Here is a 17938-nt window from a genome sequence, read left to right on the forward strand (position 1 = left end):
CGAGGTATAGCAAATGAACAAGGTTGGTCTGGTCGGTTGGCGTGGCATGGTCGGTTCCGTGCTGATGCAGCGCATGGTCGAGGAGGGCGACTTCGCCCACATCGAGCCGGTATATTTCTCGACGTCCGCGGCCGGCGGCAAGCCGCCCGCCTTCGGCGGCAAGGAAGCCGCCCTGCCGCTGCAGGACGCGTCGAACATCGACATGCTCAAGCAGATGGACATCGTGATCACCTGCCAGGGCGGCGACTACACCAAGGCCGTCTATCCGCAGCTGCGTGCCACCGGCTGGAAGGGGCACTGGATCGATGCCGCCAGCGCGCTGCGCATGGAAGACAACGCGGTGATCATCCTTGATCCGGTCAACATGAACGTCATCAAGGATTCGCTCGTGAAGGGCGGCCGTGACTGGATCGGCGGCAACTGCACCGTCTCCCTGATGCTGATGGGCCTTGGTGGCCTGTTCCAGAACGATCTCGTCGAGTGGGTGTCGGCGATGACCTACCAGGCGGCCTCCGGTGCCGGTGCGCAGAACATGCGCGAGCTGCTCGCACAGATGGGCGCGCTTCATGATGCAGTCAAGGCCGAACTGGCCGATCCCGCGTCCGCGATCCTCGACATCGACCGCAAGGTCGCCGCGACGATGCGCTCGTCCGACTTCCCGGTGAAGAACTTCCGCGGTGCCGCGCTCGCCGGTAGCCTGATTCCGTGGATCGACGTGCCGGTCGACAACGGCCAGTCGAAGGAGGAGTGGAAGGGCGGCGCCGAATGCAACAAGATCCTCGGCCGGCCCGCGTTCCGCAGCGCCGGCAGTATCCCGATCGACGGCCTGTGCGTGCGCATCGGCGCGATGCGCTGCCACTCGCAAGGCCTCACGATCAAGCTGCGCAAGGACGTTCCGCTCGACGAGGTCAGTGAGATCATTGCCAAGGCCAACGACTGGGTGAAGGTCGTGCCGAACGAGCGCGAGCTCTCCGAGCGCGAGCTCACGCCGGCTGCCGTCACGGGCACGCTGACCGTGCCGGTCGGCCGCCTGCACAAGATGGCGATGGGTCCGGAATATCTCGGTGCCTTTACCGTCGGTGACCAACTCCTGTGGGGCGCCGCCGAGCCCCTGCGCCGCATGCTGCGCATCCTTCTCGATCGCTGATTGTCATAACGCGGAAAGCGGCGTCTTGATCGCCGCTTTCCGTGCCCCGTGCCGCGGAACCGCTGGGCAGAAGCGGGTTCCGCAGGCCCAAAATAGTCTTGGCAATTAAAGAATTGCTGCCAAGATTTAAACAAAATGTTAGATTGCCGGGGCATGATGGATGCCCGGCCGCGTCCGCGACGTCCATATTCCACGCAGGTAGGTACCCAGACTAAGGGTGCGGATGATATGACAAAGATGAAGACATCGATCAAGGCTTCCCTGATCGCGACGGCGATCGCCATGCTCCCTCTGGGTAGCAACGCAGCAGGACTCGGTGCGATCCATGTTTTCAGCGGCATCGGACAGCCGCTCAGGGCAGAGGTCGAGCTCAACGCGAGCAACGAGGAACTGCAGTCGCTTTCGGCGCGCGTTGCCTCTGCTGAAGCGTTTCGGCAAGCCAATCTCCAGTACACCAGTGCAACGTCTGCGGTACGCCTGACGGTCGAGCGCCGGGGCAGTCGGTCGGTCGTCAAGATCGCCAGCGAAAGGCCTTTCAGCGATCCATTTGTCGATCTCCTCATCGAGCTGAACTGGGCATCCGGCCGGCTTGTGCGCGAATACACCTTCCTGCTCGATCCCGTTCCGGCAGGGGCGCCGGCTCCCGCTGTCGGGCGTGGCGCCGCGCCGGTCGCCGCGCCTGCTGCGCCTGCGCTGCGCAAAGTGCCGGCGCCACAGGCGCAGGCACCGGGAGCCGCCGGGGGCGAGCGCGTCGAGGTCAGGAAAGGCGATACGCTGCATCGCATTGCCGAGGCGAACCGGCCCGAGGGGGCGAGCCTCGACCAGATGCTCATCGCATTGTTCCGCGAGAACCCGGACGCCTTTGATGGCGGCAACATCAACCGCCTGCGCTCCGGTTCGATCGTGACGGTGCCGCCGGAAGCGCGTGTGCGCGAAATCGAACCTGCGCAGGCTCGCCGCGAAGTGCAAGCCCAGTCCGCGGATTTTGCTGCCTACCGCCGGAAACTCGCGGGTACGGTTGCTGCGAGGCCGGCTGCTCCCGAGGCCGCTCCGTCGCGCAGCGATACCGGAACAATCGTGCCCAAGGTGGACGAACCGGCAAAGGCGGCTGCCGGCGATCAGGTCAAGGTGTCGGGGGCACCGTCGAAGGTCAAGGGCGAAGACCCGCGCCTCGCTCGTCTGCAGTCGCTGGAAGAAGAACTCGTTGCGCGCGACAAGGCGCTCCAGGAGGCAAACGACCGCGTCTCGGCGCTCGAGGCCAATGTCAAGCAGATGCAGGAACTCCTGAACCTGCGTAGCGAAAACATGGCGAAACTGCAGCAGCAGGCGACTGCAGCAGCCCCGGCCCAGCCACAGCCCGAACAAGCGCCCGCGGTCGCGCCGTCGCAGCAACAGGCTCAGCAGCCGCCCCAGGAGTCGGCGCCGCCGGCGGCTGCTCAGGCGCCGAAGCCGGCTCCGGTCCCCGCTCCGGCCCCGGCGCCTGTCGAGGAGCCCGGGTTCGTGCAAAGCCTGCTCGGCGATCCGGTCGTACTGGCGGGGGGCGGCGGTATTCTCGCCCTGTTGCTGGCCTATGCGGGGATCAAGGCGCGGCAGCGGCGCAAGCAGGAGGCCGAACAACAGGGCGTCGAGTCGGTGGCCAGCGCATTCCCGCCGCCGACGAACTCGGTGTTCGGCGCGACCGGGGGGCAGAGCGTCAATACCGGTGAAAGCAGCGTACTGCATACCGATTTCAGCCAGTCCGGCCTTTCTGCAATCGATACGGACGAAGGGGTTGATCCGGTTGCCGAGGCCGACGTCTACATGGCCTACGGGCGTGATGCCCAAGCCGAGGAGATCCTGCTGGACGCGTTGAAAACCGACACGTCCCGCATGGCAATCTATCTCAAGTTGCTCGAGATCTATGCGCAGCGCAAGAATCTCAAGGCGTTCGAGAATACAGCGACGGATCTGTATTCCCGTACCGGCGGGGAAGGGGGCGACTGGGACAAGGCCGCCGAGATGGGGCGCCGTCTCGACCCGGAGAATCCTCTTTATCGCGCCTCGTCGGGTGGCGCCGCTGCCGGCCCTTCCGCCGGCGGTATGGTCGCCGCAGGTCTGGCCGCGGGCGCAGCTGCAGTTGGAGCGGCACCCGATACGCTGAATTCGTTCTCGACGGTGAGCCCCACGAGTCCGGATCCGCTGCCTACCCAGATGCCGGAAGGTGAAGACATCGAGGCTTTGCCGGAGGTGGACGCGAATGCCCTGGATTTCGACCTCGACGCGGGTCTCGATTTCGGCAGCGCCGTCGCGAGCGCGGCGCCCGCTGCACAGGCGCCCGCCGAACCGGTGTCCTTCGATCTCGACATCGGTGCGGTGACGGAGCAGCCTGCTGTGAGCGAGCCCGCGCCCGCGCCCGCGCCCGATCCGATGGTTGCCACCGTGATCGGGCAAGGGATGGATTTTGCAGCGGCCGATCAGTCTCTCGAGTTCGACCTGGCCGTTCCGGAAATTGATGCGGGGCCGGCAACCAGTCTCAACGAAACGGTGATCGCGTCGGATGTCGTGTCCGCCGCAGCCGGCGCGGCAGTTGCTCCGGACATGGAGAAGACGACGTTCGACAGCAACCTGCTCGATTTCGATTTCAATCTCGATGGTGGTGGGGGGCAGGCGGCTGCAAACCCGCCCTCGCTGGATCTCGGCAGTATTGATCTCAACCTGGAGGCAACGTCCGCCGCGCCGGTCGCGCTGCAGTCCGACGCAATGACTGAAGGTGGTCTTGCCCCGAGCGCGGACGTGATTGAAGAGGTCAACACCAAGCTCGAACTGGCTCGCGCCTATGAGGAGATGGGCGATACCGAGGGCGCGCGCGAGCTCATCGCGGAAGTGCTGCGCGAGGGCTCGCCCGAGCAACGGGAGGCCGCGACCCGATTGGCAGAGCGGCTCGGGTGACCGCTGCAGGCTACGGTTAGGCTGGATGTCCAGGGGCCGCCGCAGGGCGGCCCTCCCGTTTGATGCATTCCGGATTGCTCATTGCGCTCTGGACGGCGTTCGTCGTCGTCCTGCAGTTTCTTTCACCGAAGGCGCTGATGTTCGCGGTTTTTGCGTGTGTGTTCGCCGCATGGCGTTTTTCGCCGTCACGTAGCATGCGGCTTCTGAGGCGCGTGCGCTTCCTGATCCTCGCGATCCTCGTCCTCTTTGCGGGCTTCACCCCCGGTGAGGCGCTCCTGCCCGCATTCCCGGAGATCAGCCCCAGTCGCGAGGGCGTGACGATGGCGGCCGAGCACGCCGGGCGCCTGCTGGGAGTCGTACTGTGTGTGGCGATGCTGATGGACGCCTTGCCGGTTCGCCGGCTTGTCGGAGGTCTTCATGCGCTGTTACGGCCATTTGGTTGCGTCGGCCTTCCGAGCGAAAGGCTTGCCGTGCGCCTCGTGCTCGTCCTGCGGTACGTGGAATCTGCAGCGCCGGGTGACTGGCGTAGCTGGCTCGAGGGCGACCACGCCGACGGCGGCGGTGCGGAGGTGATCGCTTTCACCCGTGAGACTTTTGCGTGGAGTGATCTCGTGGCGATGCTTGTCGCGGTAGTCGTGGCGGCGATCTGGTTCGGAGTAGCACGATGAGAATCGCCCTCGGCGTCGAATATGCCGGCGATGCGTTTCAGGGCTGGCAGAGTCAGTCTCACGGGCGGACCGTGCAAGACCATCTCGAGGCGGCGCTCGCGGGCATTGCAGGCCATCCCGTGAGGCTGCATTGCGCGGGGCGCACCGACGCGGGCGTCCATGCGACGGTGCAGGTCGTGCATTTCGATACGACCTCGGCGCGTCCGATGCACGGATGGATTCGCGGTACCAACGCCCGCCTGACGTCACCCATCTCGGTCCGCTGGGCGGTTGAAGTCGCCGACGATTTTCATGCGCGCTTCTGCGCCGTATCGCGTCGCTACCGCTACATCCTGTACAACTCGGCCGTGCGGCCTGCGCTGCTGGCGGGGCGCGTGGGATGGTTTCACCCGCCGCTGGACGCAGCGACGATGGCCGAGGCCGCCCGTTCGCTTCTCGGGTGGCATGATTTCTCGGCCTTTCGTGCCGCCGGGTGTCAGGCGAAATCACCCGTGAAGCTGATGCACGAGGTCCAGGTCCGACGCGATGGCGATTACATCGTGTTCGATTTCTGGGCGAATGCCTTCCTCCATCACATGGTGCGCAATCTCGTCGGTGCGCTGGTGTACGTGGGCAAGGGGCATTACCCGATCGAGTGGATGGCCGAGGTGCTGGCATCGCGGGACCGAAGCCGGGCGGCGTTGACCTTCCCTGCGGATGGCCTGTACCTGTCGGGAGTCGAGTACCTTCCACACTGGCCGCTGCCGGACGAAGGGCGTATCATCGCCCTCCCGCGTATCCCGTTCGTCTGAGTGTCCAGAACCCGAATCAAGATCTGCGGCCTGACCCGTCCCGAGGACGTGTGCGCTGCCGTGGAGGCCGGCGCCGATGCCATCGGACTGGTGTTCTATCCGCCCAGTCCGCGTTTCGTCCCGTTCGAGCGCGCGGCGGAGCTTGCCGCGCTGGTCCCGCCGTTCGTGACGACCGTAGGGCTGTTCGTCAATCCCGATCCCGCCTACGTGCAGCAGGCGCTGGCGCAAGTACCGCTGCAACTCCTGCAATTCCACGGTGACGAGACCGAAGCGCAGTGTGCGATCCACGGGCGGCCATGGATCAAGGCCGCGCGAGTGCGCGCGGGAGTCGATCTGGTAGAATTCGCAGCTTCCCATCCGTTCGCCGCCGGGCTGTTGCTCGATGCATTCGTCGAGGGCTACGGGGGGGGCGGCAAGGTTTTCGATTGGTCCCTGATTCCGGAGCGCCTCGGGCGTCCGCTGATTCTTTCCGGCGGACTTGACCCCGAGAATGTCGGCGAAGCAGTCCGCCGCGTAAGGCCGTGGGCGGTAGACGTATCCAGCGGCGTGGAATCGGGCAAGGGTATCAAGGATGCGGCACGGATTGCCGCATTCGTCGCTGGAGTACGCAATGCAGACGGCTGACAAGCCATACCGGTTTCCTGATTCGCACGGTCATTTCGGCCCATACGGCGGCGTGTTCGTGGCCGAGACGCTGATTCCCGCGCTCGACGAACTGAATGCGGCCTACGAGGCGTGCCGGAACAATCCGGCCTTCATGGCCGAATTCGAGTACGAGCTCAAGCACTACGTCGGCCGGCCGAGCCCGATCTACCATGCGAAACGCTGGTCCGACTCGCTCGGTGGTGCGCAGATCTATCTCAAGCGCGAAGATCTGAACCACACCGGCGCACACAAGGTGAATAACTGCATCGGCCAGGCGCTCGTCGCGCGCTACATGGGCAAGCCGCGCGTGATCGCGGAGACCGGGGCGGGGCAGCACGGCGTGGCGACGGCAACGGTGGCGGCGCGCTACGGCATGGAATGCGTTGTGTACATGGGGGCCGAGGACGTGAAGCGTCAGGCCGCCAACGTGTACCGGATGAAGCTCCTCGGCGCGACCGTCGTTCCGGTCGAATCAGGGTCGAAAACCCTGAAGGATGCGCTCAACGAGGCGATGCGCGACTGGGTCACGAACATCCACAACACCTTCTACATCATCGGCACGGTGGCAGGCCCCCACCCGTATCCGATGATGGTGCGCGATTTCCAGGCGGTCATCGGCAAGGAGTGTCTCGTCCAGATGCCGGAGATGGCCGGACGGCAGCCCGACTGCGTGATCGCCTGCGTCGGCGGCGGATCGAACGCGATGGGAATCTTCCATCCCTACATCGACGTGCCCGAGGTGCGCCTGATCGGCGTCGAGGCTTACGGCGAGGGGCTCGATTCGGGCCGTCACGCGGCCAGCCTCACCGGCGGCACGCCGGGCGTGCTGCACGGGAACCGGACCTACCTGCTCCAGAGCGAAGATGGCCAGATCATCGAAACGCATTCGATCTCGGCCGGCCTCGATTACCCCGGCGTCGGCCCCGAGCACGCGTGGCTCAAGGACAGCGAGCGTGCGGAGTACGTCGGCGTGACGGACCAGGAGGCGCTCGCGGCCTTCCACGACCTCTGTCATCTCGAAGGCATCATTCCCGCGCTCGAGTCCTCGCATGCCCTCGCTTATGCAGCAAAGCTTGCACCGACCCTGCCGCGGGACAAGATCCTGCTCGTCAATCTTTCCGGCCGCGGCGACAAGGATATGCATACTGTCGCCGAGAAGTCCGGCATCCAGTTCTGACTCGTCGGGCCGAGCCGGGCCCGCGCATCCCGATACCGATCATGTCCAGAATCCAGTCAGTTTTTCAGAGCCTGCGGGCCTCGGGTCGGCGGGCGCTGATCCCTTTCATCACCGCCGGGGATCCCGCTCCCGAACTTACCGTGCCGCTGATGCACGCGCTCGTCGATGGCGGGGCTGACATCATCGAACTGGGGGTGCCGTTCTCCGACCCGATGGCGGACGGACCGACCATCCAGCGCGCCTCCGAACGGGCGTTGCGCAACGGCATGAGCCTGCGCAAGGTGCTCGCGCAGGTGGCCGATTTCCGTACGCGGAATGCCGACACGCCCGTCGTGCTGATGGGCTACGCGAACCCGATTGAGGCAATGGGTGTCGAGCGCTTCGTGTTCGCTGCCAGCGAAGCCGGTGTCGACGGTGTCCTGATCGTCGATTATCCGCCCGAGGAGTGCAAGACATTTGCGGCGACGCTGAAGGCGAGCGGGCTGGACCCGATCTTCCTTCTGGCGCCGACGTCCACCGAACAGCGCATCCGTGACGTGGCGCAGATCGGCAGCGGTTACATCTACTACGTGTCACTGAAGGGTGTGACCGGCTCCGGGGCGCTCGATTTCAACGATGTTGCCGCGCGCCTGCCGCAGATTCGCCACGGCGTCGGAATGCCTGTCGGCGTCGGGTTCGGTATCCGGGACGCGGAGTCGGCCCGTCGTATCGGCGAGGTCGCGGATGCCGTCGTGATCGGCAGCCGCATCATCGAGGAAATCGAGAACAGCCCGCGCGATCAGGCGGTGGCCCGGGTGAAGGCTTTTGTCGAGGGCGTACGTGGCGCGCTCGACCAGATTCAAGGAGCTCCGCGATGAGTTGGCTTCAAAAACTGCTGCCGCCGAAGATCAAGCGTGCAGAATCGGCGGCGCGCAAGTCCATTCCCGAGGGGTTGTGGAGCAAGTGTTCCGCGTGTGAGGCGGTGCTCTACCGCTCGGACCTCGAAAGCAACCAGAGTGTCTGCCCGAAGTGCGGGCACCATCAGCGTCTGCGCGCGCGCGCGCGGCTCGATCTGCTGCTCGACGCGGAGGGACGCTTCGAGATCGGCAACGAGGTCATGCCGGTCGATCCGCTGAAGTTCAAGGATTCACGGCGCTACACCGAACGCCTGTCGGCGGCGAACGACGATACCGGCGAAGCGGATGCGATGGTCGTGATGCAGGGATCGATCCTTACTGTGCCCGTCGTCGTCGCGTGTTTCGAATTCGAATTCCTCGGCGGCTCGATGGGGTCGGTCGTGGGCGAGCGCTTCGTGCGTGGCGCGAAGACCGCACTCGAGCAGCGCCTGCCGTTCATCTGCATCACCGCGACCGGTGGAGCGCGCATGCAGGAAGGGCTGTTCTCGCTGATGCAGATGGCCAAGACCACTGCTGCGATCACGCAGCTTGCCGAGCGCAAGCTCCCCTTCCTCACGATTCTGACCGACCCGACGATGGGGGGCGTGTCGGCCAGCTTTGCGTTCATGGGGGACGTCGTGATTGCCGAGCCGGGCGCACTGATCGGATTCGCCGGGCCGCGCGTGATCGAACAGACGGTTCGCGAAACCCTGCCCGAAGGTTTTCAGCGCTCGGAGTTCCTGCTCGAGAAGGGCGCGATCGACATGATCGTCGATCGTCGCGAAATGCGCTCGAAACTGGCGGAACTTCTCACTCTTCTCACTCGTCAGCCGGCCATTGGCGTCTGATCCCGATTCCGTTTCATGCTCTTTCCCGATTCCCTGAGCGGGTGGCTCGCGCTGCTCGAAAACCGGCATGTTGCGCAGATCCAGCTCGGCCTGGATCGCGTCGCCCGCGTACGCGACACCCTCGGCGTGCGCAGCGATGCCGTCGTGATCACCGTGGGGGGCACCAACGGCAAGGGTTCCACCTGCGCAATGCTCGAGGCCATTCTCCTGGCCGCCGGGTACCGCGTCGGTTGTTATACCTCGCCGCACCTGTTGCGCTACAACGAACGTGTGCGTATCGACGGGAGGGAAGTCGCCGATGAAACGCTGGTCGCCGCCTTCAACGCGGTCGAAGCGGCGCGCGGCGAAACGTCCCTGACCTATTTCGAGCATGGAACGCTCGCGGCATGGTGGGCATTTTGCCGGGAGCCGCTGGATGTCGTGATTCTCGAGGTCGGCCTGGGCGGGCGCCTCGACGCCGTCAACGCGATCGATCCCGACTGTGCGATCGTCACCGGCATCGCGATGGACCACATGGACTGGCTGGGTGACTCCCGCGAGAAAATCGGATTCGAGAAGGCGGGAATTTTCCGCGCCGGCCGTCCGGCGATCTGTTCCGATCCGATGGCCCCCTCCACGCTCGTGGATCATGCGCGTGCGATCGGTGCCGACCTTCGCCTCGTCGGCGAGGACTTCGGATTCTCCGGCGACCGCTCGCAGTGGGTCTGGTGGAGCAAGGGGGGTACGCGCAGGGGAGGGCTCGCCTACCCGGCGTTGCGAGGAGCCAATCAGTTGCTCAACGCATCGGCCGTGCTGATGGCGCTCGAAACGCTGCGGCAGCGGATCCCCGTCTCGATGCAGGCGATTCGCCAGGGATTGATGCTCGTCGAGCTCCCCGGGCGCTTCCAGGTGCTTGCCGGGCGCCCCTCCGTCGTGCTCGACGTCGCGCATAACCCCCAGGCCGCCGGCGTGCTGTCGGAAAACCTCTCGAACATGGGGTTCTTCCCCGAAACCTGGGCTGTCCTGGGGATGCTGTCGGACAAGGATGTGGAAGGCGTCGTGAAGCTGATCCAGGATCGGGTCGACCACTGGATGCTGGTTGGTCTGCCCGGCCCGCGCGGATTGAGCGCGGAGGCGCTGGAAGCGCGCGTGCGCACGGCCGGCGTGCGGGGCGACATCCAGCGATTCGAGCATCCCGCCGACGCCTACGCTGCCGCCCGGAAATCTGCCGGCGAGGGTGATAGAATCGTAGCCTTTGGCTCATTCCTGACGGTCGCGGATGTGCTGGCTGCCGTCCGCGCCGCTCGTCATTGAGGCTCTGCGTGACCGATAGCGACAACGTCGAACTCAAGAAGCGTGCGAGGCGCCGCTTGGTGGGGGCGGCCGCGCTGGCGCTGCTGGCCGCGATCATCCTGCCGATGGTGATGGACAAGGAGCCAAGTGCTCCCACGCAGGACATACAGGTCTCCATCCCCGATCGTGACGCGGACAACGCCCTGTCGCGCCCGATCGCCAGTCGTCCGGCCCGCGAACCGGAGCCCCAACTGGCGCCTCCGCCGGAGGAGCAGCCACCTAGTCCGACTCCACCCGAAACGCTGCGAGCGCAAGGCGCGCCGGTTGCGCCTGTGCCGGCGCCTGCAGTCAAGCCGCCGGCAGTACCGAAGCCTCCGGCGGCAAGTGCTGCGGCACCAACGGTCAAGCCTGCAGCGCCGGCAGCAAAGGAAGGCGGGACTGACTCCGCCCGCGCCCAGGCCATCCTCGAAGGAAAACCCCCCGTCACCGCTACGCCCGCTTCCGGCAACAGCTTTGTCGTCCAGGTGGGCGCTTTCAGTGACGGCGGTAAGGCTGCATCGATCGCCACGGATCTAAAAAAGCGCGGTTTCGCCGCCTACACTGAGAAGGTCGGCGCTGTGACGCGTGTCCGGATCGGGCCGTACGACGGGCGCGACGACGCCGAGAAGGTCGCGCTGCGGGTCAAGGCAAGCGGAATGAGCGGCGCGGTCGTGCCGAGATGAGCGCGCGCAGGCTGCTGCGATGACGGTATTCGATTACGTCTTTCTCGGAGTTCTTGCGCTGTCGGCTGCGGTGGGCATGTGGCGCGGGTTGGTCAGCGAGGTGATTGCACTGCTCGCGTGGGCCGTGGCGCTTTTCGCCGCATGGCGCTTCGCCGCCGATGCCGCCGCGCTGCTCGCGGGGGTGATCTCCGAGCCCGCGTGGCGGCAGATTGCCGGGTTCGCACTGATCTTCGTCGCTGTGCTGATGCTTGCGGCCTTGCTGCGGTTCCTGCTTCGCGAGTTTCTCAAGGCGGTGGGACTTGGCGCCGCAGACAGGGTGTTCGGTGCGCTGTTCGGCGTTGCCCGTGGTATTGCGATCGCCCTCGCGGTCGTGCTGCTCGGCGGCCTGATCGGCATGGCGCGTGAACCCTGGTGGGCCGGCGCAATGTTTGCTCCTCCGTTGGAGACGGCGGTCATCGCTGCCAAACCGTGGTTGCCCGATGTGGTGGCCACCAAGATTCGATTCAGATAGGTGCTATTCCATGTGCGGAATCATTGGGGTCGTTGCAAAATCCCCGGTCAATCAGTTGCTCTATGACGGACTGCAGGTGCTGCAGCACCGCGGACAGGATGCGGCAGGCATCGCGACGTCGGAGGGCGGGCGTTTCCTCATGCACAAGGGGCCCGGCCTCGTGCGCGACGTGTTCCGCACCCGTAACATGCGCAATCTGGTCGGTAACTGGGGTATCGGCCATGTCCGCTACCCGACCGCGGGGTCGGCCTGCAATCCGGCCGAGGCGCAGCCGTTCTACGTCAATTCGCCCTTCGGCCTGCTGCTGGCCCATAACGGCAACCTGACGAACTCCGAGGAACTGAAGCGCGAGATGTTCCTCTCGGACCTGCGCCACATCAACACCAACTCCGATTCCGAGGTGCTGCTGAACGTGCTCGCGCACGAACTGCAGGCGGCCGCCAAGGGATTCAAGCTCGACGAGGACGCGGTCTTCCGTGCCGTGGCAGGCGTGCATCGCCGTTGCCGCGGCGCCTACGCGGTCGTCGTGATGATTGCGGGCTACGGGCTGCTGGCCTTCCGTGATCCGTTCGGTATTCGTCCGCTCGTAGTGGGGCGCAACGACGTGAACGATGGTCATGAGTGGCTCGTCGCGTCCGAGTCAGTCGCGATGGACGTGCTCGGGTTCAAGACGCTGCGGGACGTGGCGCCGGGCGAGGCGATCCTTATCGACACCCAGGGCAATTTCCGCAGCCGCCAGTGCGCGGAAAAGACGGTAGAAGCGCCATGCATGTTCGAGTTCGTGTACCTCGCGCGTCCCGATTCGGTGATCGACGGCGTGTCGGTCTACGAGTCGCGCGTGAAGATGGGCGAGTTCCTCGCCGACAAGCTCAAGCGCGTTGTGCCGCATGCGGATATCGACGTCGTGATCCCGATTCCCGATTCCAGCCGTCCGGCCGCAATGGAGATGGCCCACCGGCTCAACCTCCCATACCGCGAAGGCTTCGTGAAGAACCGCTACATCGGGCGCACCTTCATCATGCCCGGCCAGGCGATCCGGCGGAAATCGGTGCGCCAGAAACTCAATACGATTCCGCAGGAATTCAGGGGCAAGAAGGTCCTGCTGGTCGACGACTCGATTGTGCGCGGCACCACGAGCCGCGAGATCGTCACGATGGCGCGCGAGGCGGGAGCCGTGAAGGTGTATCTGGCGTCTGCCGCGCCGCCGGTGCGTTACGCAAACGTGTACGGGATCGACATGCCGACCCGCAGCGAACTCATCGCCGCCGGGCGCGACGAAGAGGAGATTCGCCGCGTCATCGGAGCCGACGGTCTGATCTATCAGGACATCGGTGATCTCAAGGCCGCCGTCCGGGCGGTGAATCCCGCGATCAAGTTCTTCGAGACCTCCTGTTTCGACGGCAGCTACATCACCGGCGACATCACGCCTGAGTATCTGAACGGCATCGAGAACCAGCGCGGAGAAAGCAAGGCCGGCGACGACGGCGAGGGCGGGCAACTCGATCTGAACCTCGTCGCGAACCAGGACAACTGACCGCCATGAGCGAATACGAGTTCGACACCCTGGCAGTGCGCGCGGGTATCGCGCGCAGCCAGTTCAACGAGCACAGCGAAGCCCTCTATCTCACCTCGAGCTTCGTCTTCGACAGCGCCGCGCAGGCAGCGGCGCGCTTCTCGGGCGCGGACGAGGGCAACGTCTACGCGCGCTTCACCAATCCGACCGTAACCGCGATGCAGCAGCGCCTGGCCGCCCTCGAAGGGGGAGAGGCTTGTGTCGCCACCGCGTCGGGCATGTCCGCGATCCTGTCGCTCGCCATGGCGACGCTGCAGGCCGGCGACCACGTGGTCGCGTCGGCGGGTCTGTTCGGATCCACGCAGCAGCTTTTCGGGACGATCCTCGCGAAGTTCGGCATCGAGACGACCTTCGTGCCGGCGACGGATCTGGATGCGTATCGCGCGGCGATCAAGACGCGCACGCGCCTGTTTTTCATCGAAACCCCGTCGAATCCGCTCACCGCAGTCATCGACATCGCTGCCGTGGCGGACATCGCGCATTCGGCCGGCGCCATTCTCGCCGTGGATAACTGCTTCTGCACGCCGGCCCTGCAACGCCCGCTCGAACTGGGGGCGGACGTCGTCGTGCATTCCGCGACCAAATACCTCGATGGCCAGGGGCGGGTGCTCGGTGGTGCAGTCGTCGGCGGGAAGGCGATTCTCGATGAAGTGCTGAGGTTTCTGCGCACCGCGGGCCCGTCGATTTCGCCCTTCAACGCATGGGTGATCCTGAAGGGGCTGGAGACGCTGCGTATCCGCATGGAGGCTCAGTCGGCGACCTCGCTCGAACTCGCGCGCTGGCTGGAGCAGCAGCCGGGTGTCGTGAGGGTCTATTACCCGGGACTCGCATCGCATCCGCAGCACGCGCTGGCAATGCGGCAGCAGAAGTCCGGCGGGGCGATCGTCAGCTTCGAGGTTGCCGGCGGCCGCGAAGGGGCGTGGCGGGTGGTGGACGCAACGCGCATGATGTCGATCACGGCAAATCTGGGTGACACGAAAACCACCATCACTCACCCGGCGTCGACCACGCACGGGCGCATCAGCGCCGAGGCGCGCGCCGCTGCGGGCATTGGCGAAGGTCTGCTGCGGATCGCCGTAGGGCTGGAGTCGGTGGACGACCTGCGCGCAGATCTCGCGCGCGGCCTGGTTAGCTGAGCCAACCGGAAGAGCACGGAGGCGGCGGACGACGCCCGCCGGCTCCGGATCTGGGCGGTCAGGTCAGGGGCAGGGCTGGAAGTGCGCTCCGTCCCACAGAAGCCCGGTGGCTGTCCCGCGCCAGTCCGACAGCACCCACCGTTCGCAGACATGGCCGTCGACCTCGTGCAGGTGGCGTGCCGGCCGGTGCGTATGGCCGTGGATGAGGACAGGGTAATCGTGAGCGCGTAGCAGGGCGTCCACCGCGCCTGCGTTAACGTCCATGATTTCCTGGGGTTTTTCCTGCTTGGCGGTTTCGCTGTGGCGGCGCAGTCCCTCGATGACCTGCTTGCGCTCGACCAGGGGGCGTCGCAGAAAGGCCTCCTGCCAGGACGGATCCCGTACCTGTCGGCGGAAGGTTTGGTAGGCGTGATCGTCCGTGCACAGCATGTCGCCGTGCGTGAGCAATACCCGCCGACCGTCGAGTTCGATCAGCGTCGGATCGCTAGCGATGGTCATTCCGGCGCGGCGCGCAAAATCGTCGCCGACGAGAAAATCCCGGTTTCCGGCAACAAACACGATTTCCGTGCCCGCCGCGGCGACGGCGGCGAACGCGGTGCCGATCTCCCGATTCAGCGGAGAATCGCTGTCGTCATCCCCGGCCCAGTACTCGAACAGGTCACCCAGGATGTAGATCGTGCCGACCCCGCGCGCGGGGCCGGTGAGCAGGCTCAGGAGGGCGCGGGTGTTTTCCGGAGCCTGCTCTGACAGGTGCAGGTCGGAGATGAACAGGGCCGACATGGTGTCAAAGATCGAAATCGGGTCGGCCCGGCCGGATCAGACGATTTCGGCGCGCTCGATGACGACGTCCTCGACGGGGACGTCCTGGTGGAAGCCGCTCGAGCCCGTGCGCACCGCGCGGATGTTGTTCACGACATCCATGCCTTCAGTCACGCGACCGAACACGCAGTAACCCCAGCCCTGGATGTCCGGCGAACGGAAGTTCAGGAAGTCGTTATCGACGACATTGATGAAGAACTGGGCGGTCGCCGAGTGCGGTGCCTGGGTACGGGCCATCGCGATCGTGCCGGTGAGGTTCTTCAAGCCGTTGTCGGCCTCGTTCTTGATCGGTTCGCGTGTCGGCTTCTGGGTCATGCCCGGCTCGAATCCGCCGCCCTGGATCATGAAGTTCTTGATGACACGATGGAAGATCGTGTTGTCATAGTGCCCGGCACTGACGTACTCGAGGAAGTTCTTGACCGTTTCCGGTGCCTTGTCGGCGTCCAGCTCGAGGGTGATCGTGCCGAGATTGGTATGCAGCTTGACTGCCATGTGCGACTCCTTGGGGGCTCGTTATTTGGTTTGGCCGGTCTTGGCGGCCTCTACGACGCGGACCGACTCGATGATGACGGGCTCGGCCGGAACATCGCGCATGCCGCGGGCGATGCCGGTGCGGGTCTTGCCGATTTTCTGCACGACGCTCATCCCGTCGGTGACCTTGCCGAACACCGCGTAGCCCCAGCCGTCGCGCGACGGGTAATCGAGGAAGCTGTTGTCGACGAGGTTGATGAAGAACTGGGCCGTGGCCGAGTGGGGATCCGAGGTGCGTGCCATTGCGAGCGTGCCGATTTCGTTGCGCAGCCCGTTCTTCGCTTCGTTCTCGACCGGTGCGCGCGTCGGCTTCTCGCTCATCGAGCTGTCGAAGCCGCCGCCCTGGATCATGAAGCCGTCGATGACGCGATGGAAGATGGTGCCGTTGTAGTGTCCGCTCTTCACGTATGCAAGGAAGTTCTCGACCGATTTGGGGGCCTTGTCGGCGAACAGCTCCAGGACGACGGTGCCCTGGTTGGTCCGCATTTCCACAATCGGATTGGCTGCGTAGGCGCCGGCGAACCAGGCGAAAAGAATCAGGCTTGCGAGAAAGCGTTTCATGTCGAGTTTCCGTTGAGGAGAAAAATCCCGGGTGATTGTGTCAGGCCTTGCCTTCATAGACGATCTTCCAGTGACCGTCTTCCTTCTGCCAGTACTGACGCTTGCGGACGCGGTCGGACAGCCCGTCGCTGCGATAGTCCTGCTCGAAGGTCACGACCACGATGTCGTCGCGCCCCGGGTTGCGGAACATGCTCAGCTTGTCGAGGCGCACCTTGATCCATTGACGATTTGCCGCCAGCTTGCGCTTTTGATCCGACCATTCGGCGAAGTTCTGGCTGTCGCTGCGGAAGTCCCTGGAATAGTGCGACAGGTAGCGGCGGACGTCGCCGACGTTCTCCCAGTCGCGGCGCCAGTCTTCGATGGCTAGTTGCAGCGCGCGGCGCTCGGCCTGCCAGTGGTCCATCGATAGCCACTCGATCTCGCTGCTGATGATCACGGGCGTCAGGCCGGGCTGGACGAAGCTGGAAAGCTTGAGGAAATCCTGGTTCGCGAGGGTGACGCAGCCTTCCGAGGAGAGCGGCGGACGGGCGTAGGTGTTGCTGGGCGTGCCGTGCAGCCAGATGCCATGACCCGTGCGACCGAGGCGCCGGTCCCATTCGTTGGGATAATTGATCGGGAAGGCGCCGATGCCGTAGAGATCCGGCAATTTGGCCTGCTCGATGAAGGACGTGACTTCGTAGACGCCCAGTGGCGTCTTGTTGTCGCCTTCGACCCGCTTGTCCGTGCCCGCCTTGCCGTGGCTGACATAGTAGTCGGCGACGAAGCGGGGCTTTCCGCCTTCGTTGGCATAGACGTACAGGCGCGCCCGCTTGGTGTCGACGACGACTGCGTAGCGCTGGTCCGGTCCCATCTGGAGGAGGTAGCGCGGGATGTAGGTGGCTGCCGCGGGACGTTCGCGATAGGCGCGCAGGCGCGCAATGGCCTCGTCCCGCAGTTCGGTCACGCGCTCGGCAGGCGCCGACGCATTACCGAAGGTCGAGATGGGTTTGGCGCGGGCCAGCAGCAGGTCGCCCTTGATGAGGTGCGCGAGCCGGAAGTTGGGGTAGACGCGCAGTAGTTCTTCGGTGCGCTCGAGTGCCGCGTCCAGCCGGTTGGCTTCGATCTCGGTGAACACGTATTCCAGCGAGGCGTCCGGACCGGAGTCCGAGATGCCACGCTGCGAAGGCGCGCTTGCGGCCGCAAGCGGCAGGACCGCCGAGGCGATTGCGACCAGCAGTCGGACGAACAGCGCTCGCCCGGGCGTCATCCCCTTCATCCCCCGACGCGCTCCTGGCGGATGCGCCACGAGCCGTTGCGCTTGACCAGTTCGAGCGTCTTGGTCGTGCTGGAAGTGAAGCCCGCCGATTCATAGTTCTGGCGGAAACGTACCGTCGCGACGTCACCGTCGACCTTGGCATGGGGCTTCTCGATCTCGACCGCAATACGGCCGGGTTTGCCGACGCGTTGCTCGCGTTCGTTCTCCCAAGCCTTCCGGGACAGGCCGTCAGGAGCGCGGAACTCCTTGTCGTAGAAGGCGAGGTAGCCCTTGACGTCCTTGCGCGACCAAGCCTTTGCCCACGCTTCCACCATCTGCACCGCTTCGCGCTCGGTGCCTGCGGCGCTCGCAGCGGGTGCTGCCGGGTGTGCAGCGCCTGCAATCGCGGTGGCGGGCGCGGCGGGAACGGCCGGCGCCGGCGTTGTCGCCGCAGGGGCAGGTGCAGCGGGTTTTGCTGCCGCAGCCGCGTTCGCGGGGAC

At 65.2% G+C, this 17938-nt stretch carries 18 protein-coding genes; 13 read left to right on the forward strand and 5 right to left on the reverse strand.

Annotated elements, in window-relative coordinates; genetic code table 11:
- Positions 1–13: 13 nt before the first annotated feature.
- The 13 genes from asd to GPA22_RS13055 all read left to right on the forward strand — a co-directional run bounded on the left by asd (position 14) and on the right by GPA22_RS13055 (position 14293).
- Positions 14–1147: an aspartate-semialdehyde dehydrogenase gene (gene asd / locus GPA22_RS12995; protein ID WP_169256484.1), complete on the forward strand. Its 1134-nt coding sequence runs from the start codon at positions 14–16 to the stop codon at positions 1145–1147.
- Between the two features lie 237 nt (positions 1148–1384).
- A complete protein-coding gene (locus GPA22_RS13000; RefSeq protein WP_169256485.1) occupies positions 1385–4075 on the forward strand; it encodes a motility hub landmark protein FimV in 2691 nt (896 codons plus the stop codon).
- Positions 4076–4149: 74 nt separating this feature from the next.
- Entirely contained in the window at positions 4150–4743 is a 594-nt protein-coding gene (locus GPA22_RS13005) for a CbiQ family ECF transporter T component (protein WP_246264313.1), read from the forward strand.
- Entirely contained in the window at positions 4740–5534 is a 795-nt protein-coding gene (gene truA, locus GPA22_RS13010; protein ID WP_169256487.1) for a tRNA pseudouridine(38-40) synthase TruA, read from the forward strand. The genes GPA22_RS13005 and truA overlap by 4 nt, the downstream gene beginning before the upstream one ends.
- Positions 5535–6158 carry a phosphoribosylanthranilate isomerase gene (locus GPA22_RS13015; protein WP_169256488.1) on the forward strand — a complete coding sequence of 208 codons (624 nt, stop codon included), beginning with the start codon at positions 5535–5537 and terminating at the stop codon, positions 6156–6158.
- Entirely contained in the window at positions 6145–7356 is a 1212-nt protein-coding gene (trpB, locus tag GPA22_RS13020; RefSeq protein WP_169256489.1) for a tryptophan synthase subunit beta, read from the forward strand. The genes GPA22_RS13015 and trpB overlap by 14 nt, the downstream gene beginning before the upstream one ends.
- A 41-nt stretch (positions 7357–7397) precedes the next feature.
- Positions 7398–8213 carry a tryptophan synthase subunit alpha gene (trpA, locus tag GPA22_RS13025; RefSeq protein WP_169256490.1) on the forward strand — a complete coding sequence of 272 codons (816 nt, stop codon included), beginning with the start codon at positions 7398–7400 and terminating at the stop codon, positions 8211–8213.
- Complete coding sequence (gene accD, locus GPA22_RS13030) at positions 8210–9079, forward strand: acetyl-CoA carboxylase, carboxyltransferase subunit beta (RefSeq protein WP_169256491.1); 870 nt, start codon at positions 8210–8212, stop codon at positions 9077–9079. The genes trpA and accD overlap by 4 nt, the downstream gene beginning before the upstream one ends.
- A 15-nt stretch (positions 9080–9094) precedes the next feature.
- Positions 9095–10372, forward strand: a complete 1278-nt coding sequence (gene folC / locus GPA22_RS13035; protein WP_169256492.1) for a bifunctional tetrahydrofolate synthase/dihydrofolate synthase — start codon at positions 9095–9097, stop codon at positions 10370–10372.
- A gap of 8 nt (positions 10373–10380) precedes the next feature.
- Positions 10381–11073 carry an SPOR domain-containing protein gene (locus GPA22_RS13040; protein WP_169256493.1) on the forward strand — a complete coding sequence of 231 codons (693 nt, stop codon included), beginning with the start codon at positions 10381–10383 and terminating at the stop codon, positions 11071–11073.
- A gap of 19 nt (positions 11074–11092) precedes the next feature.
- Positions 11093–11584, forward strand: a complete 492-nt coding sequence (locus tag GPA22_RS13045; RefSeq protein WP_169256494.1) for a CvpA family protein — start codon at positions 11093–11095, stop codon at positions 11582–11584.
- A 10-nt stretch (positions 11585–11594) separates the two neighbouring features.
- Positions 11595–13118, forward strand: a complete 1524-nt coding sequence (gene purF / locus GPA22_RS13050) for an amidophosphoribosyltransferase (protein ID WP_169256495.1) — start codon at positions 11595–11597, stop codon at positions 13116–13118.
- A gap of 5 nt (positions 13119–13123) precedes the next feature.
- On the forward strand, positions 13124–14293 hold the full coding sequence (locus GPA22_RS13055; protein WP_169256496.1) for an O-succinylhomoserine sulfhydrylase: 1170 nt from the start codon (positions 13124–13126) through the stop codon (positions 14291–14293).
- 63 nt (positions 14294–14356) lie between these two features.
- On the opposite strand, the gene GPA22_RS13060 is transcribed toward GPA22_RS13055, so the two are convergent.
- The 5 genes from GPA22_RS13060 to GPA22_RS13080 form a co-directional block, all read right to left on the reverse strand.
- A complete protein-coding gene (locus GPA22_RS13060) occupies positions 14357–15073 on the reverse strand; it encodes a UDP-2,3-diacylglucosamine diphosphatase (RefSeq protein ID WP_169256497.1) in 717 nt (238 codons plus the stop codon).
- Between the two features lie 36 nt (positions 15074–15109).
- A complete protein-coding gene (locus GPA22_RS13065; RefSeq protein ID WP_169256498.1) occupies positions 15110–15604 on the reverse strand; it encodes a peptidylprolyl isomerase in 495 nt (164 codons plus the stop codon).
- Positions 15605–15625: 21 nt separating this feature from the next.
- Complete coding sequence (locus GPA22_RS13070; RefSeq protein ID WP_169256499.1) at positions 15626–16204, reverse strand: peptidylprolyl isomerase; 579 nt, start codon at positions 16202–16204, stop codon at positions 15626–15628.
- Between the two features lie 40 nt (positions 16205–16244).
- Entirely contained in the window at positions 16245–17450 is a 1206-nt protein-coding gene (locus GPA22_RS13075) for a L,D-transpeptidase family protein (RefSeq protein ID WP_246264319.1), read from the reverse strand.
- Positions 17451–17455: 5 nt separating this feature from the next.
- The coding region (locus GPA22_RS13080; RefSeq protein WP_169256501.1) for a YybH family protein at positions 17456–17938 on the reverse strand (483 nt) is incomplete at its 5' end.

Source organism: Aromatoleum toluvorans (assembly GCF_012910905.1).
Lineage (GTDB): Bacteria > Pseudomonadota > Gammaproteobacteria > Burkholderiales > Rhodocyclaceae > Aromatoleum > Aromatoleum toluvorans.

What these genes read in the sequence shown, in the direction of transcription:
- folC (WP_169256492.1), top strand. Translation starts at nt 9,095, where the DNA reads ATGCTCTTTCCCGATTCCCTGAGCGGGTGGCTCGCGCTGCTCGAAAAC.
- GPA22_RS13060 (WP_169256497.1), bottom strand. Translation starts at nt 15,073, where the DNA reads ATGTCGGCCCTGTTCATCTCCGACCTGCACCTGTCAGAGCAGGCTCCG.
- trpA (WP_169256490.1), top strand. Translation starts at nt 7,398, where the DNA reads ATGTCCAGAATCCAGTCAGTTTTTCAGAGCCTGCGGGCCTCGGGTCGG.
- GPA22_RS13000 (WP_169256485.1), top strand. Translation starts at nt 1,385, where the DNA reads ATGAAGACATCGATCAAGGCTTCCCTGATCGCGACGGCGATCGCCATG.
- GPA22_RS13070 (WP_169256499.1), bottom strand. Translation starts at nt 16,204, where the DNA reads ATGAAACGCTTTCTCGCAAGCCTGATTCTTTTCGCCTGGTTCGCCGGC.
- accD (WP_169256491.1), top strand. Translation starts at nt 8,210, where the DNA reads ATGAGTTGGCTTCAAAAACTGCTGCCGCCGAAGATCAAGCGTGCAGAA.
- purF (WP_169256495.1), top strand. Translation starts at nt 11,595, where the DNA reads ATGTGCGGAATCATTGGGGTCGTTGCAAAATCCCCGGTCAATCAGTTG.
- asd (WP_169256484.1), top strand. Translation starts at nt 14, where the DNA reads ATGAACAAGGTTGGTCTGGTCGGTTGGCGTGGCATGGTCGGTTCCGTG.
- GPA22_RS13045 (WP_169256494.1), top strand. Translation starts at nt 11,093, where the DNA reads ATGACGGTATTCGATTACGTCTTTCTCGGAGTTCTTGCGCTGTCGGCT.
- truA (WP_169256487.1), top strand. Translation starts at nt 4,740, where the DNA reads ATGAGAATCGCCCTCGGCGTCGAATATGCCGGCGATGCGTTTCAGGGC.
- GPA22_RS13065 (WP_169256498.1), bottom strand. Translation starts at nt 15,604, where the DNA reads ATGGCAGTCAAGCTGCATACCAATCTCGGCACGATCACCCTCGAGCTG.
- GPA22_RS13075 (WP_246264319.1), bottom strand. Translation starts at nt 17,450, where the DNA reads ATGACGCCCGGGCGAGCGCTGTTCGTCCGACTGCTGGTCGCAATCGCC.
- trpB (WP_169256489.1), top strand. Translation starts at nt 6,145, where the DNA reads ATGCAGACGGCTGACAAGCCATACCGGTTTCCTGATTCGCACGGTCAT.
- GPA22_RS13055 (WP_169256496.1), top strand. Translation starts at nt 13,124, where the DNA reads ATGAGCGAATACGAGTTCGACACCCTGGCAGTGCGCGCGGGTATCGCG.